This is a genomic window from Geodermatophilus sp. CPCC 205506, assembly GCF_051383635.1.
Lineage (GTDB): Bacteria > Actinomycetota > Actinomycetes > Mycobacteriales > Geodermatophilaceae > Geodermatophilus.
The window spans coordinates 82,011-101,479 of sequence record NZ_JALPKP010000007.1; the positions used below are offsets into that span (position 1 = coordinate 82,011).

General features: G+C 76.8%; 17 protein-coding genes. 9 read left to right on the forward strand and 8 right to left on the reverse strand.

From position 1 onward, the window contains the following. The first annotated feature begins 82 nt into the window (after nt 1-82). Nucleotides 83-1,261 carry a nickel pincer cofactor biosynthesis protein LarC gene (larC, locus tag MY520_RS05970; protein WP_436691067.1) on the forward strand — a complete coding sequence of 393 codons (1,179 nt, stop codon included), beginning with the start codon at nt 83-85 and terminating at the stop codon, nt 1,259-1,261. Here the strand turns inward: larC and MY520_RS05975 are convergent. Next, nucleotides 1,246-2,337: an MFS transporter gene (locus MY520_RS05975; protein WP_436691069.1), complete on the reverse strand. Its 1,092-nt coding sequence runs from the start codon at nt 2,335-2,337 to the stop codon at nt 1,246-1,248. The genes larC and MY520_RS05975 overlap by 16 nt on opposite strands. Nucleotides 2,338-2,543: 206 nt before the next feature. On the opposite strand from MY520_RS05975, the gene MY520_RS05980 reads away from it, so the two are divergent. Both MY520_RS05980 and MY520_RS05985 read left to right on the forward strand, forming a co-directional pair. Next, on the forward strand, nt 2,544-3,146 hold the full coding sequence (locus MY520_RS05980) for a TMEM165/GDT1 family protein (RefSeq protein ID WP_436691071.1): 603 nt from the start codon (nt 2,544-2,546) through the stop codon (nt 3,144-3,146). Nucleotides 3,147-3,252: 106 nt separating this feature from the next. Further along, a complete protein-coding gene (locus tag MY520_RS05985) occupies nt 3,253-4,734 on the forward strand; it encodes a diguanylate cyclase domain-containing protein (protein ID WP_436691073.1) in 1,482 nt (493 codons plus the stop codon). On the opposite strand, the gene MY520_RS05990 is transcribed toward MY520_RS05985, so the two are convergent. After that, the gene (locus tag MY520_RS05990; RefSeq protein WP_436691075.1) at nt 4,664-5,260 is read right to left on the reverse strand and encodes a TetR/AcrR family transcriptional regulator; all 597 of its coding nucleotides are present in this window, start codon (nt 5,258-5,260) and stop codon (nt 4,664-4,666) included. The genes MY520_RS05985 and MY520_RS05990 overlap by 71 nt on opposite strands. A gap of 73 nt (nt 5,261-5,333) precedes the next feature. Here MY520_RS05990 and MY520_RS05995 point away from each other — a divergent pair, with 73 nt between their 5' ends. Then, nucleotides 5,334-5,714 carry a hypothetical protein gene (locus MY520_RS05995; RefSeq protein WP_436691077.1) on the forward strand — a complete coding sequence of 127 codons (381 nt, stop codon included), beginning with the start codon at nt 5,334-5,336 and terminating at the stop codon, nt 5,712-5,714. A 6-nt stretch (nt 5,715-5,720) separates the two neighbouring features. On the opposite strand, the gene MY520_RS06000 is transcribed toward MY520_RS05995, so the two are convergent. Further along, nucleotides 5,721-6,623: a haloalkane dehalogenase gene (locus MY520_RS06000; protein ID WP_436691079.1), complete on the reverse strand. Its 903-nt coding sequence runs from the start codon at nt 6,621-6,623 to the stop codon at nt 5,721-5,723. Nucleotides 6,624-6,634: 11 nt separating this feature from the next. Then, nucleotides 6,635-7,231: a DinB family protein gene (locus MY520_RS06005; RefSeq protein ID WP_436691081.1), complete on the reverse strand. Its 597-nt coding sequence runs from the start codon at nt 7,229-7,231 to the stop codon at nt 6,635-6,637. A gap of 92 nt (nt 7,232-7,323) precedes the next feature. Between MY520_RS06005 and MY520_RS06010 the strand changes: the two genes are divergently transcribed. Continuing rightward, nucleotides 7,324-8,079, forward strand: coding sequence for a MerR family transcriptional regulator (locus MY520_RS06010; protein ID WP_436691083.1), 756 nt, complete (start codon nt 7,324-7,326; stop codon nt 8,077-8,079). A 47-nt stretch (nt 8,080-8,126) separates the two neighbouring features. Here MY520_RS06010 and MY520_RS06015 read toward each other — a convergent pair whose 3' ends face one another. Together MY520_RS06015 and MY520_RS06020 are read right to left on the reverse strand one after the other, a co-directional pair. Continuing rightward, nucleotides 8,127-8,924, reverse strand: coding sequence for a methyltransferase domain-containing protein (locus MY520_RS06015; protein WP_436691085.1), 798 nt, complete (start codon nt 8,922-8,924; stop codon nt 8,127-8,129). A 62-nt stretch (nt 8,925-8,986) separates the two neighbouring features. Then, complete coding sequence (locus MY520_RS06020; protein WP_436691087.1) at nt 8,987-10,525, reverse strand: glycerol-3-phosphate dehydrogenase/oxidase; 1,539 nt, start codon at nt 10,523-10,525, stop codon at nt 8,987-8,989. Nucleotides 10,526-10,541: 16 nt separating this feature from the next. Here MY520_RS06020 and MY520_RS06025 point away from each other — a divergent pair, with 16 nt between their 5' ends. Next, the gene (locus MY520_RS06025) at nt 10,542-12,248 is read left to right on the forward strand and encodes an FAD-binding oxidoreductase (RefSeq protein ID WP_436691089.1); all 1,707 of its coding nucleotides are present in this window, start codon (nt 10,542-10,544) and stop codon (nt 12,246-12,248) included. A 97-nt stretch (nt 12,249-12,345) separates the two neighbouring features. Here MY520_RS06025 and MY520_RS06030 read toward each other — a convergent pair whose 3' ends face one another. Then, on the reverse strand, nt 12,346-12,516 hold the full coding sequence (locus MY520_RS06030) for a hypothetical protein (RefSeq protein WP_436691091.1): 171 nt from the start codon (nt 12,514-12,516) through the stop codon (nt 12,346-12,348). Then, nucleotides 12,509-13,963 carry an FAD-binding oxidoreductase gene (locus MY520_RS06035; protein WP_436691093.1) on the reverse strand — a complete coding sequence of 485 codons (1,455 nt, stop codon included), beginning with the start codon at nt 13,961-13,963 and terminating at the stop codon, nt 12,509-12,511. The genes MY520_RS06030 and MY520_RS06035 overlap by 8 nt, the downstream gene beginning before the upstream one ends. A 178-nt stretch (nt 13,964-14,141) precedes the next feature. Between MY520_RS06035 and MY520_RS06040 the strand changes: the two genes are divergently transcribed. From MY520_RS06040 to MY520_RS06050, 3 genes are all read left to right on the forward strand, one after another. Beyond that, a complete protein-coding gene (locus MY520_RS06040; protein WP_436691095.1) occupies nt 14,142-17,552 on the forward strand; it encodes a BTAD domain-containing putative transcriptional regulator in 3,411 nt (1,136 codons plus the stop codon). Between the two features lie 122 nt (nt 17,553-17,674). Then, complete coding sequence (locus MY520_RS06045) at nt 17,675-18,145, forward strand: DUF7144 family membrane protein (protein ID WP_436691096.1); 471 nt, start codon at nt 17,675-17,677, stop codon at nt 18,143-18,145. A gap of 37 nt (nt 18,146-18,182) precedes the next feature. After that, complete coding sequence (locus MY520_RS06050) at nt 18,183-19,409, forward strand: arginine deiminase (RefSeq protein WP_436691098.1); 1,227 nt, start codon at nt 18,183-18,185, stop codon at nt 19,407-19,409. Nucleotides 19,410-19,469: the final 60 nt, after the last annotated feature.

Below are 19,469 nucleotides of genomic sequence, written 5' to 3' on the forward strand. Positions count from 1 at the left end.
GCCGCGTGCGTGGGCGCTACGGCGGGTCGGGCAGCCAGCGGCCGATGATCAACCCGGGCGGGACGCGGGGCATGATCCCCGGGTGACCACGATCGGCTGGCTGGACCTGGCGGCGGGGGCCAGCGGGGACCTGCTGCTCGGCGCGCTGGTGGACGCCGGGGTGCCGCTGGAGGTGCCCGCGGCCGCCGTGGCCGCCCTGCCGGTCGAGCCCGTCGAGCTGACGACCGAGCAGGTCAGCCGGCACGGCCTGGGCGCCACCCGCGTGCACGTGCACGCGCCCCCGTCGACCGAGCACCGCACCTGGGCCGACGTGCGCACCCTGCTCGCCGGTGCGGACCTGGCGCCGGCGGTGCGGGACGGCGCGCTCGCCGTCTTCGAGCGGCTGGCCCGCGCCGAGGGCCGGGTGCACCGCGTTCCGCCGGAGGAGGTGCACTTCCACGAGGTCGGTGCGCTGGACGCGCTCGCCGACGTGGTCGGGGTGGTGGCCGCGTTCGAGCACCTCGGCCTGGACCGGCTCGCCGCCTCCCCGGTCGCGCTGGGCAGCGGCTCGGCGCGCAGCGCGCACGGCGTGGTGCCCGTCCCCGCGCCCGCGGTGCTCGAACTGCTCGCCGGGGTGCCGGTGCACGCCGGCCCGGTGCCGGCGGAGGCGTGCACGCCCACCGGCGCAGCGCTGCTGGCCGCCCGCGTCGACGAGTGGACGACGCTCCCGCCGATGCGGGTGAGCCGGGTCGGCGTCGGCGCCGGCGCGCGGGACCCGGAGCAGCTGCCCAACGTCGTCCGCCTGGTGCTGGGCGAGCCGGCCCAGCCCGCGCCCGCGTCGCAGGTCGTGCTGGAGGCCAACGTCGACGACCTCGACCCGCGGCTGTGGCCCGGCGTCATCGAGGCGCTGCTGGCCGCCGGCGCCGCGGACGCCTGGCTGACCCCGATCCTCATGAAGAAGGGCCGCCCCGCGCACACGGTGTCGGCGCTGTGCCCGCCGGGCACCGCGGCCGCGGTGCAGGCGGCGGTGTTCGCGACGACGTCGACGATCGGGCTGCGCGTGACGCCGGTGGGCAAGGTGGCGCTGGAGCGGACCAGCGCGGTGGTGGCGGTGCTCGACGGCACGGTCGGGGTGAAGCTCGCGGTCGCCGACGGGCGGCTGGTCAACGTGAGCGTGGAGTACGAGGACGTGGCCGCCCTCGCCCGCGACCGGGGGCTGCCGGTCAAGGAGGTGCTGCGGGCGGCCACCGCCGCCGCGGAGGCGGCCTACCCGTCGGTCTGAGCCGGCAGGCGGCTGCGCAGGCCCGCCGCCACCACCGGGACGACGGCCAGGACGACGACCGCGATCCCGCTCAGCCCGCCGACCGCCCACGCGGCGAACACCGGCAGCGACGCCAGCTCCACGCCCAGCCCCGCGACCGAGGTCACCGTCGCCCGGTGCGGTCCGGTGATCCGGTGCTGCAGCCGGGCCTCGCCGACCACGAGCACCGCGATGTAGAGGCCGTAGGCGACGCTCAGCGCGAGCAGCGCCGCCGGCCGGGCCCAGACCGCCGCCACGAACAGGAGCAGCCCGGCGACCACCAGCAGCGCGGGGAGCGCGCGATCGGGCAGCCGCTCGGCCCGGCCGGCCAGCGCCCCGCCGAGCGCCCCGGCCAGCGCGGTGGCCAGCACCGCGAACGGGACGGCGGCCGTGGGGACGCCCCAGTCGGCGGCGAGCACCGGGAAGTACTCCTCGACCGCGTCCAGACCGCCGAGCAGCGCGACGGCGAGCACGGTCAGCCGCAGGCCCGGACGGCGCAGCGCCTCGGTGACCCCCTGCCGCAGCGGGACGTCGTCCTCGCCGTCGTCCGCCGCGACGTGCCGGGCCTCCGGGAACCGCAGGGCGAGCGCGGCGGCGGCCAGGCACACGCCCACGCTGGCCCAGCCGACCGCCGCGTACCCGCCGACGGCGAACAGCGCGCTGGCCGCGATCGCGGTCGGCAGCTGGACCAGCAGCTCGGCGGCGGTCATCCAGCCGTTGACGCGGGCGTAGGTCGCCTCCGCGCCCACCGCGGCCAGGCCGTCGTACACCAGCGCCTCGGCCGCGCCCGAGACGAGGGAGGAGGCCACGCCCCAGACGACGAAGCCGACGGCGAAGCTCCACACCGCGGGGGCCGCCGTCCACACGACGAAGCCCGCCGCCTGCAGCGCGCCACCGAGCACCACGACGCCGCGCCGGGACCAGCGGTCGGCCAGGATGCCGGCGGGCACCTCGGTGAGCAGGCCGGTCACCGACCACACCGCGAACAGCAGCGAGATCTGGGCGCCGGACAGGCCGGTGTCGAGGAAGAGCAGCGCGTAGAGCGGGTAGTAGGGCACCAGCTCCGACAGCGCGGCCCAGCCGACCGCCAGCCGGGTCAGGGACCGGGCCGCGGGCGGCGAGCTGTTCGGGGACGGGCGTCAACGGAACGGCATGGCCGGACGGTAGCGAGCGCGCCCTCCCGGCGCACCCGGATTCCGCCCGGCTACCGTGGGAGCCGAGAACTGCGCACCCGCCCGGCGGTGCCGAGCGGAAGAGAGTGCCCGTGCTGTCCCTGACGGTCGTCGCGACCGCGTTCGCCCTCGTGCTGCCGGTCGAGCTGCCCGACAAGACCCTCTTCGCCAGCCTGGTCCTCGCCACCCGGTTCGCCCCGCTGCCGGTCTTCGTCGGCGTCGGGACGGCGTTCGGCCTGCAGGTGGCGATCGCGGTCACCGCCGGCAGCCTGCTCTCGCTGCTGCCGGAGGCGCTGGTCAGCGGCGTCGTGGCCGTGCTCTTCCTCGTGGGTGCGGTGCTGCTGTGGCGCAGCGCGTCCAGCGGCCCCGAGGACGCCGGGGAGGCCGCCGCGGCCCGCGAGCAGACCTCGTTCCTGCGGGCGGCCGCGATCAGCTTCGGCGTCCTCTTCGCCGCCGAGTGGGGGGACCTCTCGCAGCTGGCCACCGCCGGCCTGGCCGCCCGGCTCGACGACCCGTTCTCGGTCTTCGCCGGCGCCTGGGCGGCCCTGCTGACCGTGTCGGCGCTCGCGGTCTTCCTCGGCGCGACGCTGGCCGACCGGCTGCCGGTGGCGCTGATCAGGCGGCTGGCCGCGCTCCTGTTCCTCGTGTTCGCCGTCGTGGCGGTCGTCGAGACCGTGCGTACGCTGAGCGGCTGACCCCTCCGGGGGACACCGGGGACCGCTGCCTCAACCGGTGACCCGGGGACGTCGTTGCGGTGCCGGACGGCCAGTTCGGCCGGCGAGTCAGGAGGACGCGGGAACCGTGGCACGCGGGGAGCTCGACGAGCGCCGGACCGCGCTGTTGCACGAGTTCGACGTCCTCGGCGTGCGCAGCGACCCCGAGATCGACGGCGTCGTCCGGGTCGCCGCCGCGCTCACCGGGATGCCGTACGCCGCCGTCGACCTGCTGGGCGACGAGGTCCACCCGCTGTCCCCGCACGGGGTCGTCGACCCCCTGTCGCCCCCCGAGGCCCCGCTCAGCGCGATCGTCGCCGCGTGGGACCCGGGCGTGCACGCCATCGCCGACCTGTCCCGCGATCCGCGCTTCGCCGCCAACCCGTGGGTCGACGGCCGCCTGGGCCGGCTGCGCGCCTACGCCGGCGCCCACCTGGTGGTCGACGGCACCACGGTCGGGACGCTGTCGGTGCTCGACGACCGGCCGCACGAGCTGGACCAGGACACCTGCGACCGGCTGGCCGACCTGGCCGGGGTCGTCGTCGGCGTCTTCGAGCGGCGGCGGGCGCACCTCCAGCTGGCCGACACGGCCGCCGCCGAGGTCGTGGCCCGGCGCGAGGCCGAGGCGGCGCACGCCGAACTGGCCCGCTCCGAGGCCTTCACCCGCGCCCTGCTCGAGGCCCTGCCGGTCGGGGTGGTCGCCGCCGACGCACACGGCCGGGTCAGCCTGTTCAACGGGGTGAGCCGGGACTGGCACGGGGTGGACGCCCGGCCGGAGGTCGAGCCGGGCGACCTGGCGTCGGTCTTCTCCCTGACCGACCCGGACGGCCGGACGCTCGAGCCGCACGAGGTGCCGCTCACCCGCGCCTACCGCGAGGGCCGGATCACCGACGTCGAGATCCGGATCTCCCCGGCGGGTGGTCCCAGCCGGCTGGTCCGCAGCTCCGGGTGCCAGGTGCGCGGTGCGGACGGCGAGCTGCTCGGCGCGGTCGTCGCCCTGGCCGACGTCACCGCCCAGCGCGAGCTCGAGGAACGGCTGCGCGCCGCCGCTCTGCACGACCCCCTCACCGGGCTGCCCAACCGCAGCCTGCTGATCGACCGGCTCGAGCAGTTCCTGCGGGCCGGCCGGCGCACCCGGGACTCCCTCGCCGTCCTGTTCTGCGACCTCGACGGCTTCAAGCCGGTCAACGACGCCGCCGGGCACGCCGTCGGCGACGAGGTGCTCGTGCAGGCCGTCCGGCGGCTGCAGGCCGCGGTGCGCCCCGGGGACACCGTCGCGCGGATCGGCGGCGACGAGTTCGTGGTGCTCTGCCCGGGGGTCGCGGCCGAGCCGGACGCCCAGGCCGTCGCCGACCGGGTGACCGAGGCGTTCGGCTCACCGCTCGTCGACGGGAGCGGCACCCCGCACCGGGTCGGCGTCAGCGTCGGCGTCGCGCTCTGCTCTCCCGACGACACCCCGGACACCGTCCTGGCCGCGGCCGACGCCGCGATGTACCGGGTCAAGGGCCGCCGGCGGCTGGCCCGGCGCGCTCACCTGGCGGCGGCGGGTCCAGCAGCGCCAGCCGGCTGACCAGCACGCGCACCTGGCCGTCGAGGTCGGGCGACGCCGCCCCCGTGGCCCGCAGCGTCACCACCCCGTGCAGCGCCGTCCAGACGAGGACGGCGTCCCCGTGGGCGTCCCGGCCGGCCGAGCGCCCGGCCTCCTGGCAGGCGGCGACGGCGGCGACGAGGACGTCGAAGGCCCCCTGCCCGCCGGGGACCTGCCGCCGCTGGAACATCGCGCGGTACCGCGCGGGGGCGGCCAGGCCGGCCCGCACGTAGGCGCGGCACCCGGCCACCAGCCGCTCGACCGGGTCGTCGACGCCGGCGACCGCCTCGGCGATCGCACCCCGCAGGGCCAGGAAGCCCTCCTCGAGGACGGCGTCGAGCAGCGCCGCCAGGTCGGCGAAGTGGCCGTACACGGCGGGGGCGGTGACCCCCGCCTCGCGCGCGACCGCCCGGAGCGTGACCGACTCGACCGAGCCGGTCCGCTCCAGCAGATCGGCGGCGGCGGCGACCAGGTCGGTGTGGAGACGTCCGGCGGTCCGAGGGGGCACGACCACACTTTACATGCGTTTAGGTCTCGGTCTATCGTGGCTTTACAGTCGTTTAGTCCCCTCGGAGGTCACCGTGCCCGTCATCCCCGACCTGCCCTGGACCGCTCCCCGGACCGGTCCCGGCCCGGGCGTCGTCGTCGTCACTCGCCTGCAGCTGCGCCGGCTGCGGGACGTGCCCGCCTTCCTCCGCGCCTCGCTGGCCATCCGCCGGCAGGTCGGGGACTCGCCCGGCGCGCGGTCGCTGGTGCTGCGCGCGCAGCCGCTGGCCCGCACCTTCACGACGGTCTCGTGGTGGGACGACGCGGCCGCCGTCGCCGCCTTCGCCCGCGCCGAGCCGCACCGCGGCGCGATGCGGCGCTGGCACCCGCAGCTCGAGGACTTCGCCAACACGACGCACGCGGGCACCGAGGGCGTCGTCCCGACGGTGGACCGGCCGACCGGCCAGGCGGTGTGACCGGCCTCAGCGCAGCGTCGGGATCCAGTCGGCCAGCGCCCGGCCCATCTCGTGCGGCGAGTCCTCGGGCACGAAGTGCGCCCCGGGCACGGTCACCTCGGTGAGCGCCGCCCACTTGCGCACGAACGCCCGCTGCCGGCCGACGAGGAGGAACCCCGGGTCGGCGTTCAGGAACAGCTTCGGGACGTCGCTGGTGCGCAGCCACTGCCCGTAGCGGGACACCACGTCCCGGACCCGTGGCGGCACGTTCTCCAGGGGGATCTGCCGCGGCCACTCCAGGGTCGGCCAGCGGTCCTCGGGAGCGGCGAACGGCTGCCGGTACCGGTCGAGCGCCTCCGGGCTCAGCCCGCGGGCGACCGAGGCGGGGAGCAGTCGCTCGACGAAGACGTTCTTCTCCAGCACCGCCGCCCCGCCGTCCGGGCCGCGCATCGTGCGGAAGATCGTGCGCGACTGCGCCGGCCAGTCCGCCCAGGTGAGCGGCGTGACCAGCGCCTCGGTGAAGGCCAGGCCGCGGACGGCGCCGGGGTGCCGGTGCGCCCAGGCGAAGCCGAGCGCCGACCCCCAGTCGTGCAGCACGAAGGTGACCCGGTCGGTCGCGCCGACCTGCTCGAGGAAGCGCTCGATGAACGAGGCGTGCGCGGAGAAGGAGTAGGTGCCCGGGCCGGGCGCCGGCAGCTTGTCCGACTCGCCCATGCCGATGAGGTCGGGCGCGAGGCAGCGACCCAGGTGCCGCACGTGCGGGATGACGTTGCGCCACAGGTAGGACGACGTGGGGTTGCCGTGCAGGAAGACGATCGGGTCGCCCTCGCCGGTCTCGACGTAGGCCATCTCGACGTTCCCGTCGGCCCGCCGGTCCACCCGGACGCGCTTGCGGGGGAAGGGGTCCTCGGGTGAGACGTCGTCGGCCATGGCTGCGATCCTCACCCATCGCCCGGGGCGGCACCCCTCCAGGACCGGGCGGCCGCCTCGATCCGCTCCCGGCGGGCCGCCCACTCCTCCGGGCTGCGCTCCGGGAGGTTCGGGGTGGCCGCGGTCATGCCCGCCGAGCCGTCGATCAGCTCCCGCACCACGTCGGCGTGGCCGGCGTGGCGGGCGACCTCGACCGCCAGGTGCACCAGGACCCGGTGCAGCGTCGGGTACCGCCGCTCCTCCGGCCACCACGCCACCTCGCCGCGGGCGTCGAGCGGCAGCGCCTCGATCGTGGCGTCGGCGTGCTCGGCGGAGAACCGGTACAGCTCGACGATCGCCTCCCGCGTCTCGCCGGCGGCGGCCCACAGGTCGTCGTCCTCCGCGGCGCCCTCGGCGTCCCACGGGTAGGGGCGCCCGGCCGGCCGGCCGAAGACGTCGCCGAGGTAGCCCAGCTGCACGTACGCCACGTGCTTGACCAGGCCGAGCAGGTTGGTGCCGGTGGGGGTCATCGGCCGGCGGACGTCGGAGTCGGAGAGCCCGTCGAGCTTGCCGAGCAGGTCCTCCCGGCGCTGGCGCAGGTACCGGTGCAGCGTCTCCTTCTCGTCCACGGCCTCCACCTTCGCGCACGGCGGTGAGATCGCGCTTGACCCTGACGCGACGTCAGGCTGTGCACTCGTCCCCGTCAGAGAGGAGGAGACGCGTGAACGTGGGAGAGGTGGCCGCCCTGGCCGGGGTCACGGTGCGCACGCTGCACCACTACGACCGGATCGGGCTGCTGTCGCCGTCCGGGCGGACCGGGTCGGGCTACCGGCAGTACTCGCCGGCCGACCTGGACCGGCTGCACCAGGTGCTGCTCTACCGCGAGCTCGGCTTCCCCCTCGAGGAGGTCGCGACCCTGCTGGACGACCCGTCCGCCGACCCCGCCGAGCACCTGCGCCGCCAGCACCGGCTGCTGCGGGACCGGCTGGAGCGCACGCAGGCGATGGTCGCGGCCGTGGAGAAGGAGATGGAGGCGAGAGCGATGGGGATCTCACTGACCCCCGAGGAGCGGTTCGAGGTGTTCGGCGAGCACGACCCGGCGCAGTACGAGGCCGAGACCGAGGAGCGCTGGGGCGGGACCGAGGCCTACGCGGAGTCGAAGCGGAGGACCGCGGCGTACGCCAAGGACGACTGGGTGCGGATCAAGGCCGAGATGGAGGACATCGGCACCCGCTTCGTCCGGGCGATGCAGTCCGGCGTCCCGGCCGACTCGGCCGAGGCCATGGACATCGCCGAGGCGCACCGTCAGCAGATCAGCCGGGACTTCTACGAGTGCACGCCCGAGATCCAGGCGGGCCTCGGCCGGATGTACGTCGAGGACGAGCGGTTCGCCGCGACGTACGAGCGGATGGCTCCCGGGCTGGCGCAGTACGTCAGCACCGCGACCCAGGCCAACGCCGCCCGCCAGGGCGCCTGACGCCCGTGGGGGCAGAAATGGCCGTTTCTGCCCCCACGGGTCCTTCCTCAGGGGACGCGGATGAGCAGCTCGCCGTGCAGCATGCCCAGCCAGCCGTCGTCGGCGGCCGCCCAGCGCCGCCACGCCGCGGCGAGCTCCTCGAGACCGCCCGGCGTGGCCAGCCCGTAGGACACCGCCTGCTCGGCGAACGACGACGCGGTGGCCCGGCCGGCCCACGAGGCGCCCCACCACTCGCGCTCGGCCGGGGTGGCGAAGCACCAGGAGCTGGTGGTGGCGGTGACGTCGCGCAGCCCGGCGGCGTGCGCCCAGGACAGCAGCCGCCGCCCGGCGTCCGGCTCGCTGCCGTTGCGCCGGTGCACCTGCCGGTACAGCTCCAGCCAGCGGTCCAGGCCGTCGTCCGCGGGGAACCAGGACACCACTCCGTAGTCGACGTCCCGGACGGCGACCAGCCCACCCGGCCGGCACACCCGGGCCATCTCCCGCAGCGCGGCGACCGGCTCGGTCAGGTGCTGGAGCACCTGGTGGGCGTGGACGACGTCGTAGGAGTCGTCGGCCGCCTCGAGCGCGTAGACGTCGCCGACCGCGAACTCCACCGGGACGCCGGCCCGCTCGGCGGCCGCCCGCGCCTCGTCGAGCGGGGCGGGCGCGACGTCCAGCCCGAGCACCCGCCCGGGCGCCACGCGGGCGGCGAGGTCGACGGTGATCGTGCCCGGGCCGCAGCCCACGTCGAGCAGGTCGAGCCCCGGGCGCAGGTGCGGCAGCAGGTAGCCGGCCGAGTTCTCGGCCGTCCGCCAGCGGTGGGACTGCAGGACCGGCTCGGCGTGCCCGTGCGTGTAGGTGTCCACGCCGACAGCCTCCACCCCTGCGCCCACACAGTGGAACCGCCTTCCCACTGCATGAGACGGGGTCAGAGCTCCTCGGCGAGGATGCGCTCGGCCGGCGGGACGGCCCGCTCTCGGTCGGCCGGCACCAGACCCACCCGCACCCGCCGGTCGAGCAGGTCGGCGACGGTCCGCGCGCCCTCGGCCCGGACGGCGAACCGCAGCTCCCCCACCGTCTCCGGCCGGCCCTCCACCAGCGGCTCGGCGCCCAGCGCGGCCACCACCGGCGCCTCGGTGCCGTACCGCTCCACCAGCCGGCGCGGAGCCTCGACCCGCTCCAGGGCGACCCGCGGTGCGGCACCCACCAGGGGCAGCCGCGGGGTGCTGGTCCGCCGAGCGCCCGAGCCCAGCCGGCCCACGACCGCGTCAACGGCCTCCTCCGCCATCGCACGGTAGGTGGTCAGCTTGCCCCCGACGACGGTGAGCACCGAGCCGTCCCACCGCAGCAGGTGCCTGCGGGACAGGTCGGCGGTGGCGTCGCCCGGGCCGGCGCCGGCCGAGGCGGGCAGCACCAGCGGCCGCAGCCCCGCGTAGCAGCCGACGACGTCGGTGCGGGTCAGCGGCGCGGTGAGCACCTGGTTGACGGTGTCGAGCAGCTGCTGCACCTCGGCGTCGCTGGGCACCGGGTCCTCGTCGGGGACCGGACCGGGCACCGGCTCGTCGGTCAGCCCCAGGTACACCAGCCCGCCGGGCTGCGGCAGCGCGAAGACGTAGCGGGAGCGCGAGCCGCGCAGCGGCACGGTCAGCGCCGCGGCCGGCGACCCCAGCCGCTCGGCCGGGACGACCAGGTGCGACCCGCGGGAGGGCACCAACCGGATCCCGGGGGCCAGGTGCTGCGCCCAGACCCCCGTCGCGTTCACGACGACGCCCGCGCGCAGGGTCAGCGCCTCGCCGTCGTCCATCTCGACGTGCACGTCGGCGCCGTCGACGGCGCGCACCGCCGCCCCGGTCAGCACCCGCGCACCCGACGCCGCCGCGGTGCGGGCCAGCGCCACGACCAGCCGGGCGTCGTCGATCAGCTGGCCGTCCCAGAAGACGACGCCGCCGCGCCGGCCGCGCACGCCCGGGGTCAGCCGGGCCACCTCGGCCGCGCCGACGCGCCGCGTGCCCGGCAGCGACCGCCGGCCACCGCCCACCGAGGCGCGGACGGCGTCCCCCAGCCGCCCGCCCACCCCGGCCAGCGCGCTGGCCGTGCGGCCGGCGACGTCCGGGACGAGGAACGGCAGCGGCCGGACCAGGTGCGGCGCCGTCGCCCCCATGAGGACGGCGCGCTCGCGGGCGCTCTCCCGCGCCAGCCCGAGCTCGCCGTGCGCCAGGTAGCGCAGGCCCCCGTGCACCAGCTTCGACGACCAGCGGCTGGTGCCCGAGGCGAGGTCGGCCCGTTCGAGGAGGACGACCGAGAGGCCGCGCGAGGCGGCGTCCAGGGCCACGCCGGCGCCGGTCACCCCGCCGCCGACCACCACCACGTCGACCCGGCCCCCGGCGACGACGTCGAGGTCAGCGACCCGGCGGGCCGGGGACAGCGCGCCGGCACCGGCACCGTCGGAGGGACCCGCAGCCGGCACCCGGCAGACTGTAGCCGTGCCCGAACAGCCCCGACTGACCATCCAGGGCTGGGGTCGACCCACCAGCCCGCGCGACGCGACGGTGACCGGCGGGCGGGAGGGGGACGACGGCACCCTGGAGCTCGCGCCGTTCCCCGATCTCGCCGAGGTGCTGCCCAAGGCGGCCCGCCGGCACCTGACCAAGGAGCTCGGCTGGACGCAGCGGCCCACCCCGCCGGTGCCGGTGTCGGAGATCCGGCTGGCGCCCTCCCGGCTGGCAGAGGACTGCCGGCAGCGCCTGGGCGAGCTGCTCGGCGAGGAGCACGTCCGGACCGACCGGGCCAGCCGGCTGGAGCACGCCGGCGGCAAGAGCTACCTGGACCTGCTGCGCCGGCGGGAGGGTGACGCCTCCGACGCCCCCGACGCGGTGGTCACCCCCGGCAGCACCGAGGAGACCGCCGCGCTGCTGGCGCTGTGCAGCGAGCTGGGCGTGGTCGTGGTGCCGTTCGGCGGCGGCACCAGCGTCGTCGGCGGCCTGTCGGGGGTCGACGCCGACGACCGGCCGTCGGTCTCGGTCGACCTGGGCCGGATGGCGTCGGTGCGGTCGGTCGACGTTCCGTCGTCCCTGGTGACCGTCGGTCCCGGGATGCGCGGCCCGGCGCTCGAGCAGCGCCTGGAACGGGACGGGCTCACCCTCGGCCACCTGCCGCAGAGCTGGGAGTTCGCCACGCTCGGCGGCTACGCGGCCACCCGCTCGGCCGGGCAGGCCTCCACGGGGGTCGGCCGCTTCGACGACCTGGTCGCCGGCCTCACGCTGGCCACGCCGTCCGGGGTGCTCGAGCTGGGCCACCCGCCGGCCTCGGCTGTCGGCCCTGACCTGCTCAGCCTGGCGCTCGGCTCCGAGGGGGCGCTCGGCATCATCACCGAACTGCGGCTGCGGGTACGGCCCCGGCCGCGGACCCGGGACTACGAGGGCTGGTCGTTCCGGTCGTGGGCGGCCGGGCTGGCCGGGCTGCAACGGCTGGCGCGGCACGACCTGCTGCCCGACGTCGTCCGCCTCTCCGACCCCGACGAGACCCGCGCCAACCTGCTCATGGCCTCCGGGCCGGGGGCGCGGGCGCTGCGCGGCGCGCTGCGGGCGCGGCGGCGCAGCGGCGGATGCCTGCTCGTCGTCGGCTGGGAGGGGCTGCCGCCGCTCGTCCGGGCCCGGCGGCGGGCGGCCGCGTCGGTGCTGCGGGAGTCACGGGCGGCGCGGGTCGGCTCACGGGTCGGCGAGTCGTGGCGCAAGCACCGGTTCGGCGCCCCCTACCTGCGGGACTCGCTCATGGACGCCGGCCTGCTGGTCGAGACCCTGGAGACGGCGGCCACCTGGACGGCGCTGCCCGCGGTCTACGACGCCGTCCGCGGAGCGCTGCAGGAGTCGCTCGGCCGCCGCGGGCGGACGCCGCTGGTCATGAGCCACGTGTCGCACGGCTACCCGACCGGCGCCTCGCTGTACGTCACCGTCCTCGCCGACCGCGACGACGACCTACCCATCCAGCAGTGGCTGCTGGCCAAGCGGGCCGCGACCGACGCCCTGGTCGCCGCCGGCGGCACGCTCACCCACCACCACGCGGTCGGTGCGGACCACCGCCCCTGGCTGGAGCGCGAGATCGGCCCGCTCGGCGTCGACGTGCTGCGGGCGGTCAAGCAGCGGCTGGACCCGCGGGGCATCTGCAACCCCGGCGTCCTGCTCCCCGACTGACAGCGGACCACCCCTTCCCCCCCCACGCCTCGCACGCTCGGCGCGGGACCCTGGAGGGTGGCCGTTCCAGTACGTCACCAGCCTCGGGGCGGTGGCCTCACCGCGGCTCGTCCTCCCGGCCGCGGCCCGTCCCGTCGTCGGCACCGCGCCCCTCGCCCTCCCCGAGGGACGGCAGCCCGGGCCGGATCCGGCGGAGGTGCCGGGGGAGGCGGCGGGGCCAGGCGTCCTGCCCCCGCTGCCGCTCCTCCCCCGCCTTCGCGTCAGCCACGGGGGTCGAGGGCGTACCCGAAGGAGAAGACCCCGCGGGGGTCCACCGCCCGCTTGAGCTCGAGCAGCCGCTCGGCCACCGCCGGCGGGTAGGCCGCGGCCACCTCGGCCGGCCCGGCCACGTCGCCCAGGAAGTTGACCATGCAGCCGGGCGCCGCCCAGGGGGCGAGCGCGGACAGCACTCCCCGGCCGACGTGCGGCAGGACGTCGGCCAGCTCGGGGACGGCCGGGCCGAGCACGAGCACCGACCAGGCGGCGTCCCGGCCGGCGACCGCGTTGGGCGCCCCGGGCTGGCGGGCCAGCGCGCCGCCCATCATCCGGATCTCGGCCATGACCAGCGGCACCTCGACCTGCGGACCGGCCGCGGCGAGGAACGCGTCCACCGTCTCCTCGGTGAGCTCGGCGAGCAGCATGCCCTTCTCCCAGCCGGGCATGGGGTCCTTCGGGTCCATGTGCACGGCGTCCATCTCGGTGGTCCGCAGCGGGCCGATGAAGCCGAGCACGATCCGGCCGGCCGCCTTCATCGGCTCGACCAGCCGCTCGCCCTCGGCGAGGTCGTCGCCGCAGTAGGAGTAGCGCAGGTGGACGACGGTCTGCCCGCGCAGCGGCTCGGGCAGCTCCTCCATGGGCGGCAGCCGCAGGACGGCGATGGAGGTGCCGACCTCCTCGGGCATCGTGGGCGCCCAGGTGCGGAAGGCGTGCAGGACGGCGGCGGCGTCCTCGGCGGCGAAGAAGATGCCGCCGCCGACGATCGACCGCACGGGCACCAGCTCGATCTCCAGCGAGGTCACGATGCCGAAGTTGCCCTTGCCGCCGCGGACGGCCCAGAGCAGCTCGGGCTCGCTCTCGGCGCAGACGGTCCGCAGGGCGCCGTCGGCGGTGACGATGTCGAAGGAGACGACGGCGTCGGCGGCGAACCCGAACCGGCGGCCCAGCGAGCCCATCCCGCCGCCCAGGGTGTAGCCGACCACCCCGACGTCGGACGACGAGCCGCACAGGCCGGTCAGCCCGTGCTCGGCGGCGGCCGCGAGCAGCTTCTCCCACTTGACGCCGGCCTCCACCCGGGCGGTGCGGCGGCCCGGGTCGACCGTGACGCCCTGCATGCGCCGGGTCGAGACGAGCACCGAGCCCGCGGCGTTGCGGACCGGGCCGTGCCCGGTGGCCTGGACGGCGACCGGCAGGCCGTGCGCGACCGCCCAGGAGACGGCGGCGGCGACGTCGGCCGCGCAGGTGGCGCCCACCGCGACCGCGGGGGTGTGCCTGACGGCGACGTTCCACGCGAAGACCTCGGCGGCCAGCCCCTCGTCGCCGGCGGCGTAGACCGGGCCGTGGACGCGGCTGCGGAGGTCGGCGACGGCAGCGGGCGGGATCCCCGGTCCGGCGTCGTCGGCGGCGGTGCGCGGGGCGGGGATCGTCGGGGACGCGGGGCGGACCTCGGTGGGGCTCATGACGGCGGGTTCCTCGGTGACGGTCGCGGCTCTCGCGCCGCGGGGCTTCTCTCGGACGGGACGACCCTCGCGGCGCGGACTTGCCGGGCACTTGCAGCCGGCTTGCGGCGGCTCTTGCACCCGATGGCGCGCGGGGAGCCCTCCCCTTCCGGCGCCGGACCTGGGAAGATCCCGCGTCGTGCACTACCGCGTCCTCGGGCCCCTCGAGGTCACGGGTCCCGACGGACAGCCGGTCGACGTGGGTGGCGCCAAGCCGCGTGCCCTGCTCACCCTGCTGCTGGCCGAGCCCGGCCGCGCGGTGGCCATCGACCGCATCGTGTCCACGCTCTGGGGCGACGAGCCCCCGCCGACGGTCACCGGCACGCTGCAGGCCTACGTCTCCCACCTGCGGCGGGTCCTGGAGCCCGACCGCGGCCCGCGGGAGGCACCGAAGGTCCTGCTCACCCGGCCCCCCGGCTACCTGCTGCAGGTGGGCCCGGCGGACCTCGACAGCCTGCGGTTCGCCCAGCTGGTCGACGAGGGCGACCGCGCCGTGGAGGCCGGCGACCCGGCCCGCGGCGTCGCGCTGCTCGACCGCGCGCTGCAGCTCTGGCGCGGGGCGCCGCTGGCCGAACTGGGTGACACCCCGACGGCGGCCACCGACCGGCTGCGGCTGACCGAGCTGCACGTGCGCGCCCGCGAGCGACGTTGCGACGCGCTGCTGGCGACGGGCCGGGCCGACACCGCCGTCACCGACCTGCAGCACCTGGTGGCCGAGCACCCGCTGCGCGAGCGGCTGTGGGCGCGGCTGGTCACCGCCCTCTACGCCGCCGACCGGCAGGCCGACGCCCTGGACGCGCTGCGCCGGTGCACCGAGCTGCTGCGCGACGAGCTGGGCATCGACCCCGGCCCGGAGCTCCGCGACCTCGAGCGGGCGGTGCTCCGGCAGGACCCCCGGCTCACCGACCGCGTGCCGCGCCCGGTGCTCTCCGTCGTCCCCCCGCCCGCGCCCATGCCGGCGATCACCCCCGGCGCCGAGACCCTGGTCGGCCGGCAGGCCGAGCTGGCCCACCTGCGCGCGGTCGCCGAGCAGGCGGCCGGCGGGAAGCCCGGGATCGTGGTCCTCGGCGGGGAGGCCGGCATCGGGAAGACCCGGCTGGCCGAGGCGGCCGCCGACGCCGGCCGCGCCGCCGGCTGGACGGTGGCCTGGAGCCGCTGCGCCGACGACGCCGGCGCCCCCGCGCTGTGGCCGTGGACCCAGGTGCTCGAGCAGCTGGCCCAGGAGCCGCTGGACCCGGCGACCGACGCCCCCTCCGCCGACGCCGACGCCGCCCGGTTCGCGCTGTTCCAGGGGCTGCGCGCCCGGCTCACCGCGGCGGCCACCCGCCCGGTCCTGGTCGTGCTCGACGATCTCCAGGGCGCCGACACGACCTCGGTGCAGCTGCTGGGGCTGCTGGCCCGGCACCTGCCCCGCGCGCCGCTGATGATCGTCGTCACCGTACGGACCATCGGCGAGGACCTGCCCGAGCCGGTCGTCGACTGCCTGGCGCGGCTGAACCGGGAGCCGGCCGCGAGCCGGATCCGGCTCGCCGGGCTGAGCACCGAGGACGTCGCCGTGCTGATGGCCGGGCAGCTCGGCGCCGTCGGCGGGCACGCGCTCGCCGAGACCGTCCACGACCGCACCGCCGGCAACCCCTTCTTCGTCGTCGAGCTGGCCCGCTGGATGGTCGGGGCGCACGACCTGCACCTGGACCGGGTGCCGGTGCCGCCGTCGGTCGGCGAGGTGCTGCGGACCCGCCTGGACCGGCTGCCCGCCGGCACGCGGGAGGTGCTCGAACTGGCCGCGCTCGCCGGCCGCGAGGTCCCGCTCGACCTGCTGGAGACCGCCGGCACGGCCGCGGAGGAGGCGCTCGCCGCGCTGGACCAGGCGATGGCGTTCGGACTGGTCGTCGAGGGTCGGCAGCCGTGGAGCTGGCGGTTCACCCACGCGCTGGTGCAGGAGGTGCTGCACGACGACCTGCCGCGGCTGCGCCGGGCCCGGCTGCACGCCCGGCTGGCCGCAGCCCTGGAGCGGCGGGCCACCGGCGGGCGGGCCGACGACCCCCTGGTCGAGCGGCTGGCCCACCACTTCGTCGAGGCGGTGCCGGTCACCGGGCCGGCGCCGGCGCTGCGCTACTCGACCGCCGCCGCGCAGGCCGCCCGGGAGCGGCTGGCCCACGGCGAGGCGGCGGCCCACGTGCGGCGGGCGCTGTCCCTGCTCGACCCGGGCGAGCCCGGTGCCGCCCGCACCCGCCACGACCTGCTGACCGCGCTCGGCAACGACCTGCTCAGCAGCGGCCAGCGGACCGAGGCCCGGGAGGTCGTCGCGGAGGCGATCGCGGTCGCCCGCGAGCTGGGCGACCGCCGGTGCCTCCTGGAGGCGGCGGCGGTGTGGGGCTCGCCGACGCTGTGGAACTGGCGGCCGCACGGCGTCGTCGACCACGAGATGGTGGCCCTGCTCGAGGACCTGCTGGAGAACAGCGACGAGAGGGGTGGGTGGGGCGACGACACGGCGTCGCCCGAGGAGCGGGACCGGCTGACCGCCCGGCTGCTGGGCACCCTCGGGGTGGAGCTGGCCTTCAGCGAGGACCTGCAGCGGGGTCCGCGGTACGCCGAGCGCGCCGTCACGCTGGCCCGCGAGGTCGGCGACCCCGAGCTGCTGGGCCGGACGCTGAACAACTACTCCCTGGCCGTCTGGGGGCGGCCGGGTGCGGCCGAGCTCCGGCTGGCCGCCACCGACGAGGCGCTCACGCTGGCCGGTCGCGGGCTGCCCCGGCGCACCGAGTTCTACGCCCGGCTGCACCGGGCGGCGATCCGGCTGCACCTGTGCGACCTGCGCGGCTTCGAGGCCGACATGGACGCCGGGCGACGGCTGGCGATCTCGCTGTCGGGGCCCGAGGTGCGCCCGCACGTGCTGTGGCAGCAGGCCGGCGCCGCCTGGCTGCGCGGGGACGCCGCCCGGGCCGAGGAGCTGACCACCGAGGCCTACGAGCTGTACCGGAAGGTCACGCCGCACGCCGCGCACGCCTTCGCCGCGCACCAGTTCACCCTGCGCCGGGGCGACGCCCGGCTGCCGGAGGCGATCGAGCTGCTGGTCCGGACCGGCGACGAGGGCAACCCGCTGCTCCAGCTCATGGCGGTGCTGGCCGCGGCGGAGTCCGGCGACCTGACCGAGGCGCGGCGGCTGCGCAAGCGGTGGGGCCGCACGCAGGTCCGCGACTGGGCCAGCGACGTGGCCACCCTCCTGCAGGCGGAGGTGGCCCTGCAGATCGGCGACGAGCCGGAGATCGAGATGGCCACCGTGCAACTGCACCCGTTCCGCGGCCGGCAGGCGGTGCTCGGGACGCCGTCGTTCAGCCTCGGCGCCTACGACGAGCTGCTCGGCCGGATCGCCGAGCGCACCGGCGACACCGTCGCGGCCCGTGAGTGGTGGCTGGCCGCCCGGCGGCAGGGCCGGCTGGTGGGCTCGCCGCACCAGGTCGCGCTGGCGGAGTCACACCTGGCGCGGGTGCCCGAGGAGACCGCGACCCGCCCCCGACGCAAGCGGCCGACCGCCCCGAAGTCGGCCTGAGCCGAGGCGCGCCCGTCGCGGATCGTCCGCACCGAATGAGTCGCCCGGCTCCCTCCGGGACGACGCTGACCGTGGACCACGGCTCCGCTGACCGTGGACCCCGGCCCCGGAGGAGGAACGCGATGAACGAGACCTCGCAGCCCCACCAGGAAGCCAACTGGCAGGCGCAGGCCCGGATCGGCGTCTACGGTGGCCCCTCCGACCGCCCGACGGGCTGGGCGGCGTGGATCGTCTTCGCGGCGGTGCTGCTGACCGTGAGCGGCCTGTTCGCCGTGATGCAGGGCCTGACCGCGCTGCTGAACGACGACTTCTACCAGGTGGGCGCCAGCGACCTGATCGTCGACTCGGACTACGCGGTCTGGGGTTGGGTGCACCTCGTCCTGGGCGTCGTCGCGATGGTCACCGCCTGGGGCCTGCAGCGCGGCAACACGGTCGCCCGCGTGGCCGGCATCGCCATCGCCGTCCTCAGCATCCTGGTCAACCTGGCGTTCCTCCGGGCGTACCCGTGGTGGTCGACCATCGTGATCGCCTTCGACGTCGTGGTCATCTACGCGATCAGCGTGCACGGCGACGAGGTGCGCGGGTCGGCATGAGCGACCGGCGGGAGGCGCGCTGTGCCAGCCTTCCGGCATGGACCCCGCCCCCCTCGGAGCCACCAGCGAGGTCGGCCGGCTGCGCACCGTGCTGCTGCACCGTCCCGGCGCCGAGCTGCGCCGGCTGACGCCGCGCAACAACGACCAGCTGCTCTTCGACGGCGTCCCGTGGGTGCGGCGCGCGCAGGACGAGCACGACGCCTTCGCCGCCGAGCTGACCGCCCGCGGCGTCGAGGTGCTCCACCTGGACCGGCTGCTCGCCGAGGTGCTCGCCGTCCCTGCGGCCCGGACCGAGCTGATCGCCGCGGCCGTGGACGACCCGCGGCTGGGCGCCACGCTGAAGCGGGCGGCCGCCGCGCACCTGGCCGGCCTCGCCCCCGAGGACCTGGCCGGCGCGCTCATCGCCGGGCTCGCCCACGACGAGCTGCCCGGCGGCCGCGGCCTGTCCTTCGAGCTGATGGACCGCGGCGACTTCGTCGTCCGGCCGCTGCCGAACCTGCTGTTCACCCGGGACTCGTCGGTGTGGGTGGGCGACCAGGTCGCGGTCACCTCGCTGGCCATGCCGGCCCGGCACCGGGAGAGCACCATCACCGCCGCCGTCTACACCCACCACCCGCGCTTCGCGGCCGCCGGGCAGCTCTACGACGCCTCGCTGGAGCACCTCGAGGGCGGGGACGTGCTGCTGCTCGCGCCCGGCGTCGTGGCCGTCGGGGTGGGCGAGCGGACGACGCCCGGCGGGGCGGAGCGGCTGGCACGGCGGGTGTTCGCCCGCGGCCTGGCGCACACGGTGCTCGTCGTCCCCATCGCCCAGCGGCGGGCCACGATGCACCTGGACACGATCGCCACGATGGTCGACGCCGACGCCCTGGTCATGTACCCGGCGGTCGCGGACTCGCTGGTCGCCTGGACGGTCACCGCCGGGGTGGGTGGGGCGAGCGAACGGCACGACGACACCACCGACCTGACCGTGCGCGGACCCGCCCCGTTCCTCGAGGCCGCGGCCGCCGCGATGGGCATCGACCGGCTGCGGGTGATCGACACCGGCCTGGACCCGGTCACCGCCGAGCGCGAGCAGTGGGACGACGGCAACAACACCCTGGCCCTCGCGCCGCGGCTGACGGTGGCCTACGAGCGGAACACCGTCACCAACGCCGCGCTGGAGGCGGCCGGGATCGAGGTCGTGCGGATCGCCGGGTCCGAGCTGGGCAGCGGCCGGGGCGGCCCGAGGTGCATGTCCTGCCCCGTCCGCCGCGACCCCCTCTGACGGTTTCCGCGGAAACCGACGCGGGGTGGGCGTCGATTTCCGCGGAAACCGCCGGTCAGG